At 65.5% G+C, this 14,714-nt stretch carries 17 protein-coding genes and 1 pseudogene; all 18 read left to right on the top strand.

The features are described 5' to 3' along the window. Positions 1–32: 32 nt before the first annotated feature. Positions 33–1,937 (top strand): ParB family protein, encoded by a 1,905-nt coding sequence (locus BLP96_RS07585; RefSeq protein ID WP_089684754.1) that lies wholly within the window; start codon positions 33–35, stop codon positions 1,935–1,937. Further along, positions 1,934–2,536 (top strand): DUF2857 domain-containing protein, encoded by a 603-nt coding sequence (locus tag BLP96_RS07580; RefSeq protein ID WP_089684752.1) that lies wholly within the window; start codon positions 1,934–1,936, stop codon positions 2,534–2,536. The genes BLP96_RS07585 and BLP96_RS07580 overlap by 4 nt, the downstream gene beginning before the upstream one ends. Continuing rightward, positions 2,536–3,885, top strand: a complete 1,350-nt coding sequence (locus BLP96_RS07575; RefSeq protein ID WP_089684750.1) for an STY4528 family pathogenicity island replication protein — start codon at positions 2,536–2,538, stop codon at positions 3,883–3,885. The genes BLP96_RS07580 and BLP96_RS07575 overlap by 1 nt, the downstream gene beginning before the upstream one ends. Positions 3,886–3,967: 82 nt before the next feature. Further along, positions 3,968–4,696 (top strand): PFL_4669 family integrating conjugative element protein, encoded by a 729-nt coding sequence (locus tag BLP96_RS07570; protein ID WP_089684748.1) that lies wholly within the window; start codon positions 3,968–3,970, stop codon positions 4,694–4,696. A gap of 205 nt (positions 4,697–4,901) precedes the next feature. Continuing rightward, positions 4,902–5,357: a DUF3158 family protein gene (locus BLP96_RS07565; protein WP_176761484.1), complete on the top strand. Its 456-nt coding sequence runs from the start codon at positions 4,902–4,904 to the stop codon at positions 5,355–5,357. An 18-nt stretch (positions 5,358–5,375) separates the two neighbouring features. After that, positions 5,376–5,810, top strand: a complete 435-nt coding sequence (locus BLP96_RS07560) for a single-stranded DNA-binding protein (protein WP_089684744.1) — start codon at positions 5,376–5,378, stop codon at positions 5,808–5,810. A 67-nt stretch (positions 5,811–5,877) separates the two neighbouring features. Further along, on the top strand, positions 5,878–6,435 hold the full coding sequence (locus BLP96_RS07555; protein WP_089684742.1) for a hypothetical protein: 558 nt from the start codon (positions 5,878–5,880) through the stop codon (positions 6,433–6,435). A gap of 89 nt (positions 6,436–6,524) precedes the next feature. Further along, positions 6,525–6,680, top strand: coding sequence for a hypothetical protein (locus tag BLP96_RS20105; RefSeq protein ID WP_176761483.1), 156 nt, complete (start codon positions 6,525–6,527; stop codon positions 6,678–6,680). A gap of 102 nt (positions 6,681–6,782) precedes the next feature. After that, positions 6,783–8,780 carry a DNA topoisomerase III gene (locus tag BLP96_RS07545; protein WP_089684738.1) on the top strand — a complete coding sequence of 666 codons (1,998 nt, stop codon included), beginning with the start codon at positions 6,783–6,785 and terminating at the stop codon, positions 8,778–8,780. Between the two features lie 820 nt (positions 8,781–9,600). After that, positions 9,601–9,867, top strand: a complete 267-nt coding sequence (locus BLP96_RS07540) for a hypothetical protein (RefSeq protein ID WP_089684736.1) — start codon at positions 9,601–9,603, stop codon at positions 9,865–9,867. Positions 9,868–9,980: 113 nt separating this feature from the next. Next, positions 9,981–10,514 carry an STY4534 family ICE replication protein gene (locus BLP96_RS07535; RefSeq protein ID WP_089684733.1) on the top strand — a complete coding sequence of 178 codons (534 nt, stop codon included), beginning with the start codon at positions 9,981–9,983 and terminating at the stop codon, positions 10,512–10,514. Positions 10,515–10,606: 92 nt separating this feature from the next. Next, positions 10,607–10,846 carry a hypothetical protein gene (locus BLP96_RS07530; RefSeq protein WP_089684731.1) on the top strand — a complete coding sequence of 80 codons (240 nt, stop codon included), beginning with the start codon at positions 10,607–10,609 and terminating at the stop codon, positions 10,844–10,846. Positions 10,847–10,990: 144 nt separating this feature from the next. Then, on the top strand, positions 10,991–11,635 hold the full coding sequence (gene pilL2 / locus BLP96_RS07525; protein WP_089684729.1) for a PFGI-1 class ICE element type IV pilus protein PilL2: 645 nt from the start codon (positions 10,991–10,993) through the stop codon (positions 11,633–11,635). Next, the gene (locus tag BLP96_RS07520; protein WP_089684726.1) at positions 11,628–12,401 is read left to right on the top strand and encodes a hypothetical protein; all 774 of its coding nucleotides are present in this window, start codon (positions 11,628–11,630) and stop codon (positions 12,399–12,401) included. Before pilL2 ends, BLP96_RS07520 begins: the two co-directional genes overlap by 8 nt. 19 nt (positions 12,402–12,420) lie before the next feature. Continuing rightward, a complete protein-coding gene (locus BLP96_RS07515) occupies positions 12,421–13,164 on the top strand; it encodes a TIGR03759 family integrating conjugative element protein (RefSeq protein WP_089684724.1) in 744 nt (247 codons plus the stop codon). A 14-nt stretch (positions 13,165–13,178) separates the two neighbouring features. Beyond that, positions 13,179–13,748 carry a lysozyme family protein gene (locus tag BLP96_RS07510; RefSeq protein WP_218118590.1) on the top strand — a complete coding sequence of 190 codons (570 nt, stop codon included), beginning with the start codon at positions 13,179–13,181 and terminating at the stop codon, positions 13,746–13,748. Between the two features lie 14 nt (positions 13,749–13,762). Then, positions 13,763–14,344: an integrating conjugative element protein gene (locus tag BLP96_RS07505; protein WP_245682196.1), complete on the top strand. Its 582-nt coding sequence runs from the start codon at positions 13,763–13,765 to the stop codon at positions 14,342–14,344. 9 nt (positions 14,345–14,353) lie between these two features. After that, a pseudogene (locus tag BLP96_RS07500) lies at positions 14,354–14,714 on the top strand (type IV conjugative transfer system coupling protein TraD); the annotation flags it as partial.

Below are 14,714 nucleotides of genomic sequence, written 5' to 3'. Positions count from 1 at the left end.
TCTGTCAGCACCGTCACCAAGGAAGTCACCCGATGAAACGTCCTACCGACCAGCAGCTTCGCGAACGCCTGATGCAGCCGGGCCCCAAGCGTCAGGGGCAGCCCGTGGATGCCGTAACTCCTCCTGACCAGGAGATGGCCGTCTGGGTCACGCTGGACATGCTCAAGCCCTACGAGCACAACCCCCGGCAGGTCCGGAATCCCAAGTACGAGGAGATCAAGGCTTCGATCCGTGCCGCGGGTCTCAAGCACAAGCCCCCGGTGACCCAGCGGCCGGGGGAGAAGCACTACACCATCTGTGATGGCGGCAATACCCGCCTGCAGATCCTGCGCGAGCTCTTTGAGGAGACCGGCGAGTCGCGCTTCCACGCCTTCTATGCCCTGTACCGACCCTGGCAGTCGGAAGTGAAGATGCTGACAGGGCATCTCAGCGAGAACGACAACCGCGGCCAGCTGCTCTGGATCGAGCGTGCCAAGGGCGTAGTGGATGCCAAGGCGATGTACGAGGAAGAGAGCGGCGACACGCTCTCGCAGCGCGAGCTGGTCAAGCGCCTGGCCGAGGATGGCTATCAGGTTGCCCAGAGCCATATCAGCAAGATGCTCTATACCGTCGAGCATCTGCTGCCCACCCTGCCCAACACCCTTTACAGCGGCTTAGGGCGGCCACAGGTCGAGAAGCTGATCAGCTACCGGGAAGCCTGCCGACTGATCTGGGAGCGCTGCACCGAGGAGGTCGCGCCCGAGGGCTTTGCCGAGGCCTGGCACCAGACCATGGCCTGGTTCGATGACGAGGGCCAGACAGAGATGAACTGGAGCATCGTGGTGGATCGGCTGTGCGGCATGCTGGCCGACCACACCGGCGTGCACTTCAACGTCTGCGAGCTGACCCTCGATAACATCGTCACCTATCGCAAGCGGCGCTGGGACCTGGAAGAGCATCAGGCCTTCGAAGCCCTGGACGTTGAGCTGCAGCAGATGCGCGACCCCGACGCCCAGCCGCCCTCGCTTTATCCACCGCTGCCCGAGACCTCTGCCGAGCCCGCCGCGGGCGGTGCGCCGGTGGCGAAGGTGTCTGCTTCCGACTCTGGCCGTGAACCCCAATCCCAGCCCCAAGCTGAGCAGCTGCCATCGCCACGGGCCCTGGGCAGAGACGCGCTTTCCGACGACGAGAGGACAGAGAGCGCCGAGCTGCTTCGGCTGCGTGAGCAGGTTGCCGCGCTGGAGCGTGAAAAGGAGCAGCTGAGCGAATCATCGTCTCCCGTGCTGCGAGGAATCGGTGAGCCGGCGTCGGAGCCTGGCCCTGTGCCCATGGCTGCGACCCCAGAGGAGGAGGTCGACTGGCCAGAGGGGGCTGCTCGGACAGAAGCCGAGCGGGCCGCCCGCCTCGAGGGGCTGACCCAGTCCAGCTGGCAGGAGAGTCCGGGGAAGCGCGGTTACCGCCACCATCTGGCCAGCGAGCTCGGCGTGCCCAGCTTCGATTTCGAGCAGCTGGCCCCCCTGGCGGCGCCGGTGCTCTCCGGCGAAACCACCCCGCCCATTGCCGACGTCTGGTTTATCGAAGGGGTGGAGGATGAGCCCCGCTCACTGCGTATTCGTATCCGCGAGCTGGTCCAGGTGATTGCCCGCTGGGGAGGCTTCGGCGGCAGCGACGTGGTGGTCGCCGATGACGACGGCATCGGTTTCGACCTCAACCCGCTGCCGGACGCCGCCGACCGCCGTGCACGCTTCGCCTGGCAGGCGCTGGCGAGCCTGCGCGGTGAACTCAATCCCGAGTACCCCTCTGACGCCACCCTATGGGGAGCGCTGCTGGGCACCCATCGGGAAGAGGGCGATGAGAGTGCCTGGGACGATGCGGTACTGCTTCGTTTCTTCCGTCTGGTGCGGCTGATTCGCCGCCTTCGTGAACACCTGCAGGGACAACAGGAGGCCCAGTCATGAGCTCTTCATCCGCCAACCTGAACCAGGCGCTGCTCAGCCAGGTCATGGGGTTTCTTCGGGAGGGCAATATGCGCCGAGCGCTGGCCCTTGGCTTCAGTGAGGATGAGCTGCGCACCCTGCGACGGCTGAGGGCGAGCGATATCGACTCGCTGGCCTGCGCAGGGCCGGTGGTAGCGCGCTTCTCGGTGGATCATGCCGCGCTGCGCGGTGTTCTGGCGCGCATCGATCGTGACCAGGATCGTGAGACCCTGATCGACCGCTGCCTGAGGCTGGGGGCCAGCGTCAGCATGATGGGAGCCTTCTTCGGCCTGACCGGCAACGACTGCTCGACGCGTCGCCAGCTGCTGGGCATTGCGCCGCGCCAGGGGCGGCTGGCGATGCCGTCGGAGCAGGCAGAGCATGATGCCTGGGAGCGCTGGCAGCATATCGCCCTGGACCCCAAGGCGACCGACGACCTGCAGGGTATGGTCACCCTCGCCGAGGAGACCGATATCCCGCTGGCGGTGGTGTGGCACCTGATCAAGCAGTGGGTCGATCCCGGCCAGCCGCGCACGGCGCCCCCGGCCGAAGAGTGGACGTCCCCTGCGGGAGAGCGGTGATGGTGCAGCTGCGGGACGCCACTCGGCAGGGGCTGGATCGCCTGATCGGCCAGGCAGCTTCCGAGATGACCCAGCGCCGGGGAGAGCCCCCGGCGTCTGGCGCTGTGAACGGCGAGACGGAGCGGTCAGGGGAGGCTTCGTCAGGCCTCGATGGCCTGCTGTTTTTCGGGAACCCCCATGAGACCGTGCCGCGGTCTCTGCTGCTGGATCCCCGCCTCGGGCACGTCGACAAGCTTGGCTGGCAGATGATGCGCATGCTGGTCAATCCGGACCGAACCACGGCGGTGCCGACCTATGACGAGCTGCAGCCCTTGCTGCGGGGGGCGCCGGGCCAGAAGGCGTCGAGGGCCACGGTCGCCCGCGTTATCGCTGTGCTTCGCCTGACCCGCTGGGTCAGTCTCGGTCATCGGGCGCGCAACGCGCAGAACGGCCGCATTATCGGCAACGTCTATATCCTGCACGACGAGCCGCTTTCGCCTGCGGAAGCCTCGGTGCTGGATGCCGACTACGTGGAGTATGTGTGTCGCTGCCTGGATCACCAGAACAAGGTGGTCAAGGCCGTTGCTGCCATGGTGCTCGAGGAGCTCCAGGAGGCCGGGGCGCTACATGAGCTGCCGACGCGTCTCGATACCCTGGCGTCTCGGCCGAGGCAGGCCCAGTGCCGGTCGCCTGCCAAGCATGACGCTGCCCAGTTCTCCGCTGCGACTGAGCAGAAGAACCAGGGCAGGCAGCCGAGTTCTCAGCGAGAACCCGGCCGGGTGAGCCGAGAGAACTCCCCTGGTTTTCAGAGAGAACCAAGTCTGGAATCAAAGGCTTATCGGGCTGTCGAGGCAGTTCTCGATGAAAACTCGGGCAGTTCTTCCCGTACAGTACGTACTTCACACTGTGTAAAACCTACAGGTACGTCAGCCCCGAGGCTGCACTGGCCGGCGTGTCTCTCGCTGGATGGGAGTGAACGTCAGGCGACTCAACTCCTGATGTCGGGCCTATCGGGCGATACCCAGCAAGCGATTCTCGATGAGGCGGCGGGTCGTGTGAGCAGCGGTTCGGTGAGAAACCCCAAGGGCTTCCTGCGGGGGCTGATCAAGCGCGCTATCAGGGGCGAGTTCGTGGCGACCGGCTATGCCCAGACCCAGGCCGAATGCCGGGCGGGCAGCAGGACCCAGAGCGCTTCACCGGCCAAGCATCTGTCTGAACCCCGTGCCGCGGCTCAGCCATCCACGCAGGCGCCGGCGCCCACGCCACCGAGCTCCACGTCACCTGATGAGGCCCGAGCGGCCCGAGAGCAGTGCCTGCGCAAGCTGGGGCTATGGCCTGCTGGCGACAAAAACTCACTCAATAGCCATTAACAATTCCGCTGTCCCCCCCACCTCAACTGATTGACAGTGCCTGCCATACCGCAGACACACATCAGCATGAGGACGACGCGCCATGGCCGTTGATCGCCTGGGAGCACTGCGCAGCAAGATCGAACTGACGCTCCATACCCACCACGCTGCACGGATCTGGAAGGGCCGTGGGGTCGAGACGGGTCGCCCACAGATAATCGGCATGCGGCAGTTCCTGCTGATCTGCGGTGCGATCAAGCAGAACGCAGCCAAGGATGACCCCTATGCGGATCACTGGCTGCTGCAGCTGGATGCCAAACTTGCCGAGACTCGTACTCAGCTGGACCAGCGTCTCCATGAGCTCGATAGCCTGATGGCACAGCTTCCACCAGAGCTAGACGTGGAGGAGAACCTTAATCAGCAACCCTTGAAGATTCCTGTCTATACCGGCGGTCAGCATGGATGGCTCGCCCTGCGCCTGCTGATCGACTTCGACCGCTTCGTCAGGCGCGTCATGCTTGCCCACCATATCGCCCTGATTGGGCGGCGACAGATGGAGGAGTACGTCCGGGGCGGTGGCCACCTGTTGCGTAGCCTATGCGCGAGCACCCAGAAGTACCCGGGCTTCAGCGGTGCCACCCGGGACGACTTCGCCGCCAACAATGCCAAGGCCCGAGACGCCATCGAGAAGTTCGGCGCACTGCCTGACGACGTGCTCTCCGGCAAGCGGCGCAGCGAGTTTGCACCGCCGATTTCCAAGCCGGGAGAGTCCAAGGTCGCCGGTGGTGGGAGCAAGGCGGAGAGTGACCAAGCCCCTTCCGCCGAGGAGTAGCGGCTTGGCTTCCCGGAGTGATTCCACTGGAATCACTGGGGCGGCGGTGCCGAGAGGGCTTCGGGGTGATTCCACTGGAATCACCTGGGCGGCGGTGCCGGAGGAGGTCTCCGGGGTGATTCCACTGGAATCACTTGGGCGGCGGTGCCGAGGAGGTCTGTGGTGATGTCACCGGCATCACAACAAGAGCATGAGGGGGGGCAGGGTGAGTAGCGCATCGAATAGCTATGGCAAAGACGCATTCAACAGCTACGCAAAGGGTTTTTTAAAACCCTTTAAGGGTAAGGGGGAGCTGATTCGGCTCCGTGACGAGCTGGAAGAGGCGGCAAGAGCGGCGCGGCAAGAGGCGATCGATATGGCATCTCAAGCGAATGGCGGCTTGCTGAAATCGACCGACCTCTGGCTTACCCCATGGGGTAAGTCAGGCATCCCAGCCAGAACCCTGCAGTGGCGCGATAACAGGCAGAGAAGCATGGGGCTTTGGCTGCTGGAAGCGTTCCTGTCTCGTGACGACATATCCGAGGCGATGCGGCAGTCCGTCATTGATCTCGAGGTGCAGCGCTGCGTGTTCAATGCCAAGGCGGCCACGATCAACTGGTCGATCAAGCGAATCGGCAAGGCGCTGGCCGATATCGAGCATGCTGTCTCATTTCAGCGATAACGACCAAGGAGGATACCCATGGGCACACGCTTCTACGGCGAGGGGAATATCGGCAGCGATCCGGAGGTTCGGACCTTCCCCGTGCGTGACAACCAGCCGCCCCGCACGCTGCTAAGGCTCAATGTGCGGTTCGATAACCTGGTCCCCAAGGACGGAGAGGTCGTGGATCGCGGTGGTTTCTGGGCAGACGTGGAGTGGTGGCACCGGGAAGCAGAGCGCTGGTCGCGGTTGTATCAGCGAGGGATGCGGGTCGTGGTGGTGGGCAAGATGATTCAGGACAGCTGGGAGCAGAACGGCGAGACGCGCACGGCCTTCAAGGTACAGGCTGAGCGAGTGGCCATCTTGCCTCATCGGGTAGCTCAGGTAATCATGGATACCCCCCATAGCCATCAGCAGCCGGCTGAGCAGTATGCCAGTGGCCCGGGGGCCAGCCAGGAAGGCTACGGGGACTAGCCGCTGAGTGATCATGGATGAATCAAGGAGGAGAGCGATGAAGGGAGCCAGGAGGGTGCTGTGCTGGATGGGCCTGGGTGCTGCTGCGGTGCTGGCAGCGGGCTGTACCACACAGGACCATCTCTACTCTCAAGGCCGCTGCCTGACCTGCATCAACAACCCGGTGACCGGGGAGCCGATCAACTACGATCCCGAGCAGCAGCCTGCTATCGACGAGGAGGCTGTGGCAGCCAGCAGCGGCCAGGAGGTATCGGCAAGCAGCCGGCATGGGCGTTTCAGCATGGCGTCGCCGCTGGATGTGGATACGGCCTATGCTCGGGTGCGTTCCGAGTTCGGATTCCGCTCCGAGGCGGACTTCAACCCGAACAGCAACTCTGACCAGTGGGCGATGATGGACAACGCCTGGCACTTCGATGCCACGCCCGGCGCCTTCTATCAGATGAGTGACTATGCCAGGCAGACCGTCAACGGTGCCGAGCACTCCCTGGTGCTGAAGGCACAAATCCAGCGCGACGGCAGCGGCTCTCGCATCAACGTTGAGTACCTGCCGACGACCAATGCCGGGTACGATGGTGATGCCATGGGTGAGGCGCTCGAGGAGCGTTTCCGCATGGTGCTCCGTTAGCGTAGAGAGGAGGGAATTCGGTGACATCGCCAGCACTGAGACAAGAGCGGATCGGCATTGGCCACGCGGCTCAGCTGCTGGGCGTCCGTGTGACCGAGCTCAAGGATGCCCTTCGGCATGGCCGCGATTTGCGCGGCCATGCGCCACCCCAGCCCATTGTCAGAGGCGCCGGCTCATCCGGCACTCAGATGCTGTTTTTCCTGGGCGACGTGATGGACGTCGCCGAGCTGATGGCTAACCCCTGAAGACGGCGGTGCAAAGCCCTATCGCTGATGTTCCCTTTCTTGCTTCGCGCGCTTCCATCGCCTTGCCATGCTGCCCTCCACGTTCATGAGGGAGGCGAGCCAATGCGTGTATTCCTGTGCGAGAAGCCTTCGCAGGCCCGAGATATTGCCCGCGTGATCGGCGCCGGCCAGCGCAGCGAGGGCTTCCTGAAGGGCGAGGGGTGTGTCGTGACCTGGGGCTTCGGGCACCTGCTCGAGCAGGCCCCTCCGGAGCAGTATGACCCAGCGCTCAAGCGCTGGTCGATGGAGGCGCTGCCGATTCTGCCTTCGACCTGGAAGATGGAGATCAAGAAGAGCGGCCGCAAGCAGTTCGGGGTGGTGAAGAAGCTGCTGGGCCAGGCGACTGAAGTGGTGGTGGCCACCGATGCCGACCGGGAAGGGGAAACCATCGCCCGTGAGCTGCTGGATTACTGCGGCTATCGGGGGCGGGTCACACGCTTGTGGCTCTCGGCCCTGGACGACGCCTCGATCCGCAAGGCCCTGGCCGGCATCAGGCCCGGAGAGGCGACCTACCCGCTATATCTGGCTGGGCTTGGGCGTAGCCGGGCCGATTGGCTGGTCGGGATGAATCTGACCCGGGCCTATACGGTGCTGGCCCAGCGACAGGGGCATCAGGGTGTGCTTTCGGTGGGACGTGTGCAGACGCCTGCGCTTCGGCTGGTCGTGGATCGCGACCGGGAGATTGCCAACTTCGTACCCCAACCCTTCTGGGAGGTCGTGGCTCAACTCCAGGCGGCAGGCGGCACCTTCCAGGCGAAGTGGCAGCCGCGTGATGCCTCGATCCAGGATGCCGCTGGGCGCTGTATCAGCGAGGAAGCCGCCCGGTCGCTGGCTCAGCGAGTCACTGGGCAGCAGGGGCGTGTCGGCCACCTCGAGACGAGCCGCAAGAAGGAGGCGGCGCCGCTGGTGATGGACCTGTCATCGCTGCAGCAGGAGGCCTCGCGCCGCTTTGGCTACGGTGCCCAGCAGGTACTGGACATCGCCCAGGCGCTCTATGAAGCCCACAAGGCAACCAGCTACCCGCGAACCGACTGTCGGTATCTGCCGGAGTCGCAGCTCGAGGAGGCCGAGCGCATCGTGACGATGCTGCTGCACTCGGATGAGGCGCTGTCGGCGCTTCGCCAGCGCCTGGACACGACCCGCAAGAGCCGCGTCTGGAACGACAGCAAGATCACCGCACACCACGGCATCATCCCGACGGCGGCATTCGATCTCGCCAAGCTGAGCGATGCCGAGCGCAACGTCTACGACCTGATTCGTCGCCACTACCTGGCCCAGTTTCTGCCGGCTCACGAGTATGATCGGACCGAGCTTCGGGTGGACCTGGAGGGCGAAGCGTTCGTGGCCTCAGGGCGGCAGGTGCGTGTGGAGGGGTGGCGCATGCTCTTTCCCCGGGCGGCTGCTGGAGAGGGCGATGAGGAAGAGCGGGAAGCGTCTCCGCTGCCAGCTCTGAGCGAGGGAGAATCCTGCCAGGCCCGGCAGCTTGAGGTGCTGGCCAAGCAGACGACTCCGCCCAAGGCCTTCACCGAGGGCACCCTGATCGCCGCCATGAAGCATGCCGCTCGATTCGTGACGGACGAGCGCCTGAAGGCGCGCCTCAAGGAGACCGCCGGCATCGGCACCGAGGCAACGCGGGCCGGTATCATCGAGACGCTGCTGAAGCGTGGCTTCATCAAGCGGCAGAAACGCGCCCTGGTCTCGACGCCGACCGGCCAGCAACTGATCGATGCGCTGCCTACCGTCATCACCAATCCCGGCATGACGGCGCTCTGGGAGCAGGCGTTGGATGACGTCGCGGCAGGGCGACTGTCGCTGCAGGAGTTCATGGGGCGTCAGGCCGGCATGGTAGAGAAACTGGTACAGCATGCGCGGGAGTCCACGGTGACGATGCCTCAGCCGAAGAGCAAGACGTGTCCGGAGTGTCAGGCACCTATGCGTAAGCGCCAGGGCCAGTACGGTGCCTTCTGGGGCTGCTCGCGCTACCCGGAGTGCCGCGGCATGTTGCGCGACAAGGCGCCCGGGAAAGGCGCCGGCAGCCGGCGTAAGGCGGCATCGCCTTGACCGTGAAAGGGGCAGGCTCAATAATAGAACTTGTACCCCGTTGGTTGCTGACGGTCATCACGCAACGCCCTTTGAGCCTGCGGCTCGAACCCCCAAAGCGGCAGCGCCTCGCGAGACTGTCGCGTCCCACTCCCTACCTTTGAAGCCAGAGCCACTGACTTCATTGCTTCCACCGGGATACGAGGCTCCTTTATCCCAGGCCAGCTTGGTTGGTTGGCCACCTCTCTCATATGACGACCGGCCTGCCGGCTACCTTGATCCAGGGTGGCGGGCAGGCCGGTTGACGTTTCCACGCTGGAAACGCCTGCCCTTCTGCGGAGCCCGCCGCATCACCAACGGGAGCCCTTTGTACAGGGATCTGTGCTTGATCGACCGAATGCGTCCGCGAAGAGATTCGGGTGCTACCGTGAGCGAAGCATGGCAACGAGGGACATGCCTTGGCTCCAGTTGCATGGCGGACATCCTGGTACTTGTCGATACGGCGACGACCCTGTTGATGCCCTCTATGGTCTTCAATCCCAAGACGTGGCGTGCCGCGTCTTGCGAGTGGGGATATTGAGGAGACGCTGACGAAGAAGTAAGCAGCCTCCCAGTGGGCAAGTGCCGCCGCTGGCGGCCCGGTGGTCTCGACCGGCTCCAACCGAGACACCCCAGGCACCCAGGCGTTTCGAGGGTGCGCCGCTTGGCGGTACGCCGCCACCCAAGGCCTCGCGCATCCCGAGACGAGGCCGCCCATCAGGGCCGGATGCCACTGCTACCACCCATTCGGGGAGATGCCTCCCCAGGGGGGCGGACCCCCTGGAACCTGGAGGAATACCCCATGGCCACGATTGTCGACGACCATGTCATGGTCTGTGACGACTGCCTGATGATCATCGGCAATGACGATGCCACCGGGCTGGATCACTTCCTGGATGAAGAGAGCGCGCCGCCCGCGAGCGGGAGGTGCGTGACGCCATCGCCGCAGCGCAGCGCGACGGGAACACCCTCGTCGTCGGCGATAGCGAGCAAGACGAAGCGTTCTCGACGTCATCCTGCGGCTGCTGCCACACCAACCTGGCGGGCTCTCGGCACCACTGCGTGCTGATGGGCTGAGCCAGCGCCTGAATCCACCCCTTGCCCACCCGGGAAGCCACTCGACTTCCCAGGGGGGGGCGAGTGTCTCCCGGGCGCAGACTGAAACCACCGAGGAGACACACCATGACGGTCACCACTCACCAGAGTGCCACCACTGGCTTCTTCGATCTTCATATCACCGGCCTTGGCTACCTCAATCGCATCCGGGAGGTAAAGCCGAAGCGCGGAGACGCGTTCTGGGCATGCGATATCGCGGCCCTGAATGGTCCCGCGGACGATGTGGGCTACACCCGCTTCGACTGCCGGATCAGCGGCCGCGATGCCGAAGCGCTCGTCAAACGCTGCCGTCAGGCAGTCTACCAGGGCCGCAAGGTGCTGATCGGCTTCAAGCTGGGCGACCTCTGGACGGATACCTTCGTCTATTCCAAGGGCGACAAGGCCGGCCAGACCGGCGTCAGTCTCAAGGCCCGCCTGCTGTTCATCAGCTGGATCAAGGTGAACGGCGAGATGGTTTACCAGGCGCCCCGCCGCGACGAGCAGGGTGCCGGTAACGACAGATCCGCTGACTCAGCGGAGCAGCCTGAGTCCGTCAATGGCTACGCCGCTGCCCACTCGGGAGAAGCGGCCGGCTCCTTCGATTCGCCGGCCATGCACTGAGCCACAGCGTTTCTATCAACCCACCCAGCCGGGGAGTGACCTCCCCGCTGTGGAGGCTCTTCTCAGCAATGCAGTTCACTGGAGGAAACCCCATGCGAGTCGAGATGAACCAGCTGCTCTATGACGCCCAGGATCCGATGTGCAAGTACATCCTGAGCGCGAGCGCCGGCAAGCTGTATGCCTTCGTGCAGTGCATTGATCGTGGTATGGATCTCAAGGCCCGCTATCGCGCCCGCTACTGGGGCGAGTATAGTCATGATGATCCGGAGGGCAGTATCCGACATATTCTCGCCCATGGCGGCAAGTGGCCGGGCCTGCCCACTACCGCGTGACCCAAGTACTTCTGTCTTAGAAGAACGCCCCACCCCGGGGCGTTTTTCATTTCCCGCCTGATTACGCTTTTCAATCGACCCGCCCCCGCAAACCCGAGAACCTCCTGCCTCAACGCCATTGAATGGACTCCCTTGAGGCAACGCATGCTCAACCTTCCCACCCTCTCGACCGCTGCGCTGATCACCACCACGCTGCTGGCGGGCTGTGCCCATCAACCGCCACAGCTCCCTGATCCTTCGAACGTCGACCCGCTGGTGCTTTCGCTGCCGCACTTCGACGTCGATGGCGAGCGGCATCGGGCCGTGGTCACCGGCCCCAACCCGCCGACGACCGAGGCCGTGACGCCGGACATCTATAGCGACGAACTGCCTTCCGTCGAGGTGATTCGCACCGGGCGTTACCAGCTGGTGGCCACTCAGGCCTCGCTGGGTCAGCGCTACCTCCTGGAGCAGACCATCGACGTGCGCATTCCGGCATCCATGACCACCACCGTGGAGGACGCACTGCATCACACCCTGCGCTATACCGGCTACTCGCTATGTCCGGCACCCGGTCCCGCTCAGCGCACCCTCTATCGCAAGCCGCTGCCGGCGGCCCACTACTGGCTGGGCCCCATGCCGCTGCGCGAGGCCCTGCAGGTGCTGGGCGGCGATGCCTGGGAGCTGGAGGTCGACCCGGTGGCAAGAGAGGTCTGCTATCAGGTGCGGGATATCCGCTATGTGCCGGGGCTCGGCGACGACGGCCGTGACGAGAGCAGCGTGACGGTGGCGGAGGTGAGCGATGAGTGAGCCCACCGAGCTGTCGCCCGACCACAAGCCGATTGGTCCTGCCTCCTCTGCGAAGCACCGCGGTAAGCGAGGAGCAGGGAAGGGCGGCAGGAAGGCCCTCTATGGCCTGCTGGCGGTCAGCCTGGTCGGCGCTGTGGTGTCAGGGGCCCTGCTGGTGAGACCGGCTCCCGACGAGGTTCCGGTGGAATCCTTAGTGCAGTCCCAGATTCAGCAGGCGTTGCTGCCCCTGGATGAGAGCCTGGCACGAGTGGAATCACAGCAGGGGGCGTTGGAGCAGCGCCTGGCGGAGCTGGATCAGCGTCTCGAGCGGGCCGAGCAGCGAGGGCAGGAGAATGCCGCCGGCATCACCGCCGCACAGGCTCAGCTGGAGCAGCTGGATCTGCTCGAGCCCCGCTTGTCCGAGCTGGCCGAGGCGCTGAGCCGCCTGGATAGCGAGCTCAACCTGCGCGTCACCGCCCAGAACGAGCAGATCCAGACGCTGGAGGAGCGCCTTGAGCAGAGCCGGCAGGCGGCGTCACGCCCGGCACCTGTTCGCCAGGCGCCGCGGCCAGCGGCCCCGCCGTCGCCCCCGTTTCAGGTCACCGGCGTCGAGTCCCGCGGTGGCCACCCCTATGTGGGCGTGTCACCCAACGGCCTGTCGAGCCTGCGGGATATCCGGCTGATGGGCGTCGGGGATCGCCAGGATGGCTGGGAACTGACGAGGATCCGCGGCACCCACGCCGTCTTCAGCCGCAACGGCCGCTCGGTCGACGTCCAGATTCCCTGAGCCCACCGGAGATCCTGCGATGACCACCATGACACCCGCTGTTCTGCCCGCGATGACCGTTGCCGTGGCGCTGCTGGCAAGCCAGGCCGCTGCCCAGACCACCCCGGAGCGCCGCCCCGATGCCTCCGCCGTGATTCAGGAGGCCCAGCGGCTGCTCGAGAGCGAGCGCACCACCACGCGCACGCAGCAAGCCGAAGCCTGGAAGCTGACCGAGCGCGACTGGGAGCGCTACGAGACGCTGATGGACGGGCCGCGGGGAATCTGGTCGCCCAACCTCGACCCCATCACCGCCCTGGGCGTGGAGGCGCGCAGCGCCGAGGAGCGCCGCCGCTACGCGGAGCTGCTGGTGGCAGTGGAGCGCGAACGCACCGAGCGGGAGCTGGCGTTCCAGCGGGCCTACGATGAGGCCTGGCAGCGCCTCTATCCCGACGAGATGCCCGTGGATGAGTTCACCCTGCGGCCGCGCAATGCTTTTCACTTCACCGACGAGGGCGCGCTGCAGGCGCGGCTGACGGTGTATGTGGCGGTCGAGGCGTGCGAGCGCTGCGACAGCACCGTCAGCGAGCTGATGGCTCAAGGCGCCCAGATGGACATCTTTGTGCTCGACAGCGACGGCGACGACGCAGTGATACGCGACTGGGCGAGCCGCGTGGGCGTGCCGGCCGACCGCGTGCGGGCGCGGGACATCACCCTCAACCACGGCCAGCCGGACCCCGAGCGTGGCATTGCCGCGAGGTCACTGCCCCAGGTCTATCCCAGGTGAGGGAGGGGGTAGGCATGAGGCTGAAGCATTGGATGGGGAGTATGGCGGTTGGCCTGGCAGTGCTGTCATCGTCGGCTACGGCGTCACCGGTGCCGCCGGCCTACTTCGATGCCGCCAGCCTGCATCAGGTCCCGCCCGAAGTGCTCTATGCGGTGGCCACCGCGGAATCGGTGGTCAGCCTGAAGGAGGGGCGCCGGCCCTGGCCATGGACCCTGAACGTGGCGGGGGTGGGCTCTCATTTCGCGACCCGCCAGGCGGCCTGCGAGGCGCTGACGTTGGCCCTGCAGGAGACCCGCGTCGTGGACGTGGGAATCACCCAGCTTAATGTGCGCTGGCAGCCTCAGCTGTTTGGTGCCGGCAAGCGCTTTACTCAACCCTGCGATGCCCTGAACCCCTACGCCAATCTGGAGGAGGCGGCCCGCCTGCTGCGCGGCCACTATGAGGCCACCGGGGACTGGGTGCAGGCGGCCGGTCGCTATCACCGTCCCGCTGGCGGGGAGCCGGCGGCCCGCTATCGCCGCATCGTCGCCGCTGAGCTCGAACGGCTGAGAACGTCTCGCCAGCGGCAGCTGGCAGCCAACTGAGGGAGATTCGACTGATGCTGCAGCGTGAATGCTATCGCCGAGTACTGTACGCCGTGACGGGGCTCGGACTGGTTCTCGGGCTCGCCGCAGCCGGCGCCCAGGCGGAAACGATGCCCCGGATGTCTCTGGTCGAGCAGCCCTCCCTGGAGGTACTTGCCGACTACGGCGGGGAGCCGGCACGCCCCTATTTCGTGGCCATCGGCATGGCCGGCATACCGGAGGAGGAGGGCTATGCGCCGGATCCGCGAGCGCCGGCGCCGTTCGGCGAGGCGGATATGCTGCCGGTGACCAGTGAGCGGCTGTCGCCCGGCGAGGTGCGCTTTCGCCCGCTCGAGCTGCCCAGCCGCATGACGCCCTTCTTCCTGGTCGGTGACGATGCGCTGTCGCTGCGCTGGCTGGAGGCCCGCGGGGAGACCCTGCGTGAGCTCAACGCGGTGGGATTGATCGTCGAGGTGGCCACGCCCGAGGGGCTTGAGCGCCTGCGCGAGGCGGCACCGGGGCTCGAGCTGCGCCCCACGCCGGGTGACGACCTTGCCCAGCGGCTGGGCCTGGCCCACTACCCGGTGCTGGTGTCGGCTCAGGGGCTGGAGCAGTAGGAGCGTGCGATGAACCAGACACACCCCCTGGAGGCGCTGCTGCGCCCGGCGGTAGAGCTTAACACCGCCCTGGTCTGCCTGGCCTGTGCTGTGCTCTGCATCATGGCGCCCTGGTCGCTGGCTCTGTCGCCCAGCGTGGGCTACGGCATGGCGGCGGGCTTTGCTGCCTTCGGGCTGTGGCGGGCTCGGCAGGCCTGGATGGTGCTGCGCTACCGTCGCAACATGAAGCGCCTGCCGCGCTTCGCGCTGCGCAGCCGGCAGATTCCGGTTAGCCAGCGGCTGCTGTGGATGGGCAAGGGCTTCAAGTGGGAGGCGCGCCACACCCAGCGGCTGCATGAGAGCCAGCAGCCCCACGTGCAGCGCTATCTGC

Source organism: Billgrantia gudaonensis (genome assembly GCF_900100195.1).
In the GTDB taxonomy this organism is placed as follows: Bacteria; Pseudomonadota; Gammaproteobacteria; order Pseudomonadales; family Halomonadaceae; genus Halomonas; species Halomonas gudaonensis.
Note: the sequence above shows the minus strand (reverse complement) of the source record. Positions and strands in the feature narration are given on the sequence as shown.

What these genes read in the sequence shown, in the direction of transcription:
- BLP96_RS07585 (WP_089684754.1), top strand. Translation starts at nt 33, where the DNA reads ATGAAACGTCCTACCGACCAGCAGCTTCGCGAACGCCTGATGCAGCCG.
- BLP96_RS07580 (WP_089684752.1), top strand. Translation starts at nt 1,934, where the DNA reads ATGAGCTCTTCATCCGCCAACCTGAACCAGGCGCTGCTCAGCCAGGTC.
- BLP96_RS07575 (WP_089684750.1), top strand. Translation starts at nt 2,536, where the DNA reads ATGGTGCAGCTGCGGGACGCCACTCGGCAGGGGCTGGATCGCCTGATC.
- BLP96_RS07570 (WP_089684748.1), top strand. Translation starts at nt 3,968, where the DNA reads ATGGCCGTTGATCGCCTGGGAGCACTGCGCAGCAAGATCGAACTGACG.
- BLP96_RS07560 (WP_089684744.1), top strand. Translation starts at nt 5,376, where the DNA reads ATGGGCACACGCTTCTACGGCGAGGGGAATATCGGCAGCGATCCGGAG.
- BLP96_RS07555 (WP_089684742.1), top strand. Translation starts at nt 5,878, where the DNA reads ATGGGCCTGGGTGCTGCTGCGGTGCTGGCAGCGGGCTGTACCACACAG.
- BLP96_RS07545 (WP_089684738.1), top strand. Translation starts at nt 6,783, where the DNA reads ATGCGTGTATTCCTGTGCGAGAAGCCTTCGCAGGCCCGAGATATTGCC.
- BLP96_RS07540 (WP_089684736.1), top strand. Translation starts at nt 9,601, where the DNA reads ATGGCCACGATTGTCGACGACCATGTCATGGTCTGTGACGACTGCCTG.
- BLP96_RS07535 (WP_089684733.1), top strand. Translation starts at nt 9,981, where the DNA reads ATGACGGTCACCACTCACCAGAGTGCCACCACTGGCTTCTTCGATCTT.
- BLP96_RS07530 (WP_089684731.1), top strand. Translation starts at nt 10,607, where the DNA reads ATGCGAGTCGAGATGAACCAGCTGCTCTATGACGCCCAGGATCCGATG.
- pilL2 (WP_089684729.1), top strand. Translation starts at nt 10,991, where the DNA reads ATGCTCAACCTTCCCACCCTCTCGACCGCTGCGCTGATCACCACCACG.
- BLP96_RS07520 (WP_089684726.1), top strand. Translation starts at nt 11,628, where the DNA reads ATGAGTGAGCCCACCGAGCTGTCGCCCGACCACAAGCCGATTGGTCCT.
- BLP96_RS07515 (WP_089684724.1), top strand. Translation starts at nt 12,421, where the DNA reads ATGACCACCATGACACCCGCTGTTCTGCCCGCGATGACCGTTGCCGTG.
- BLP96_RS07510 (WP_218118590.1), top strand. Translation starts at nt 13,179, where the DNA reads ATGAGGCTGAAGCATTGGATGGGGAGTATGGCGGTTGGCCTGGCAGTG.
- BLP96_RS07505 (WP_245682196.1), top strand. Translation starts at nt 13,763, where the DNA reads ATGCTGCAGCGTGAATGCTATCGCCGAGTACTGTACGCCGTGACGGGG.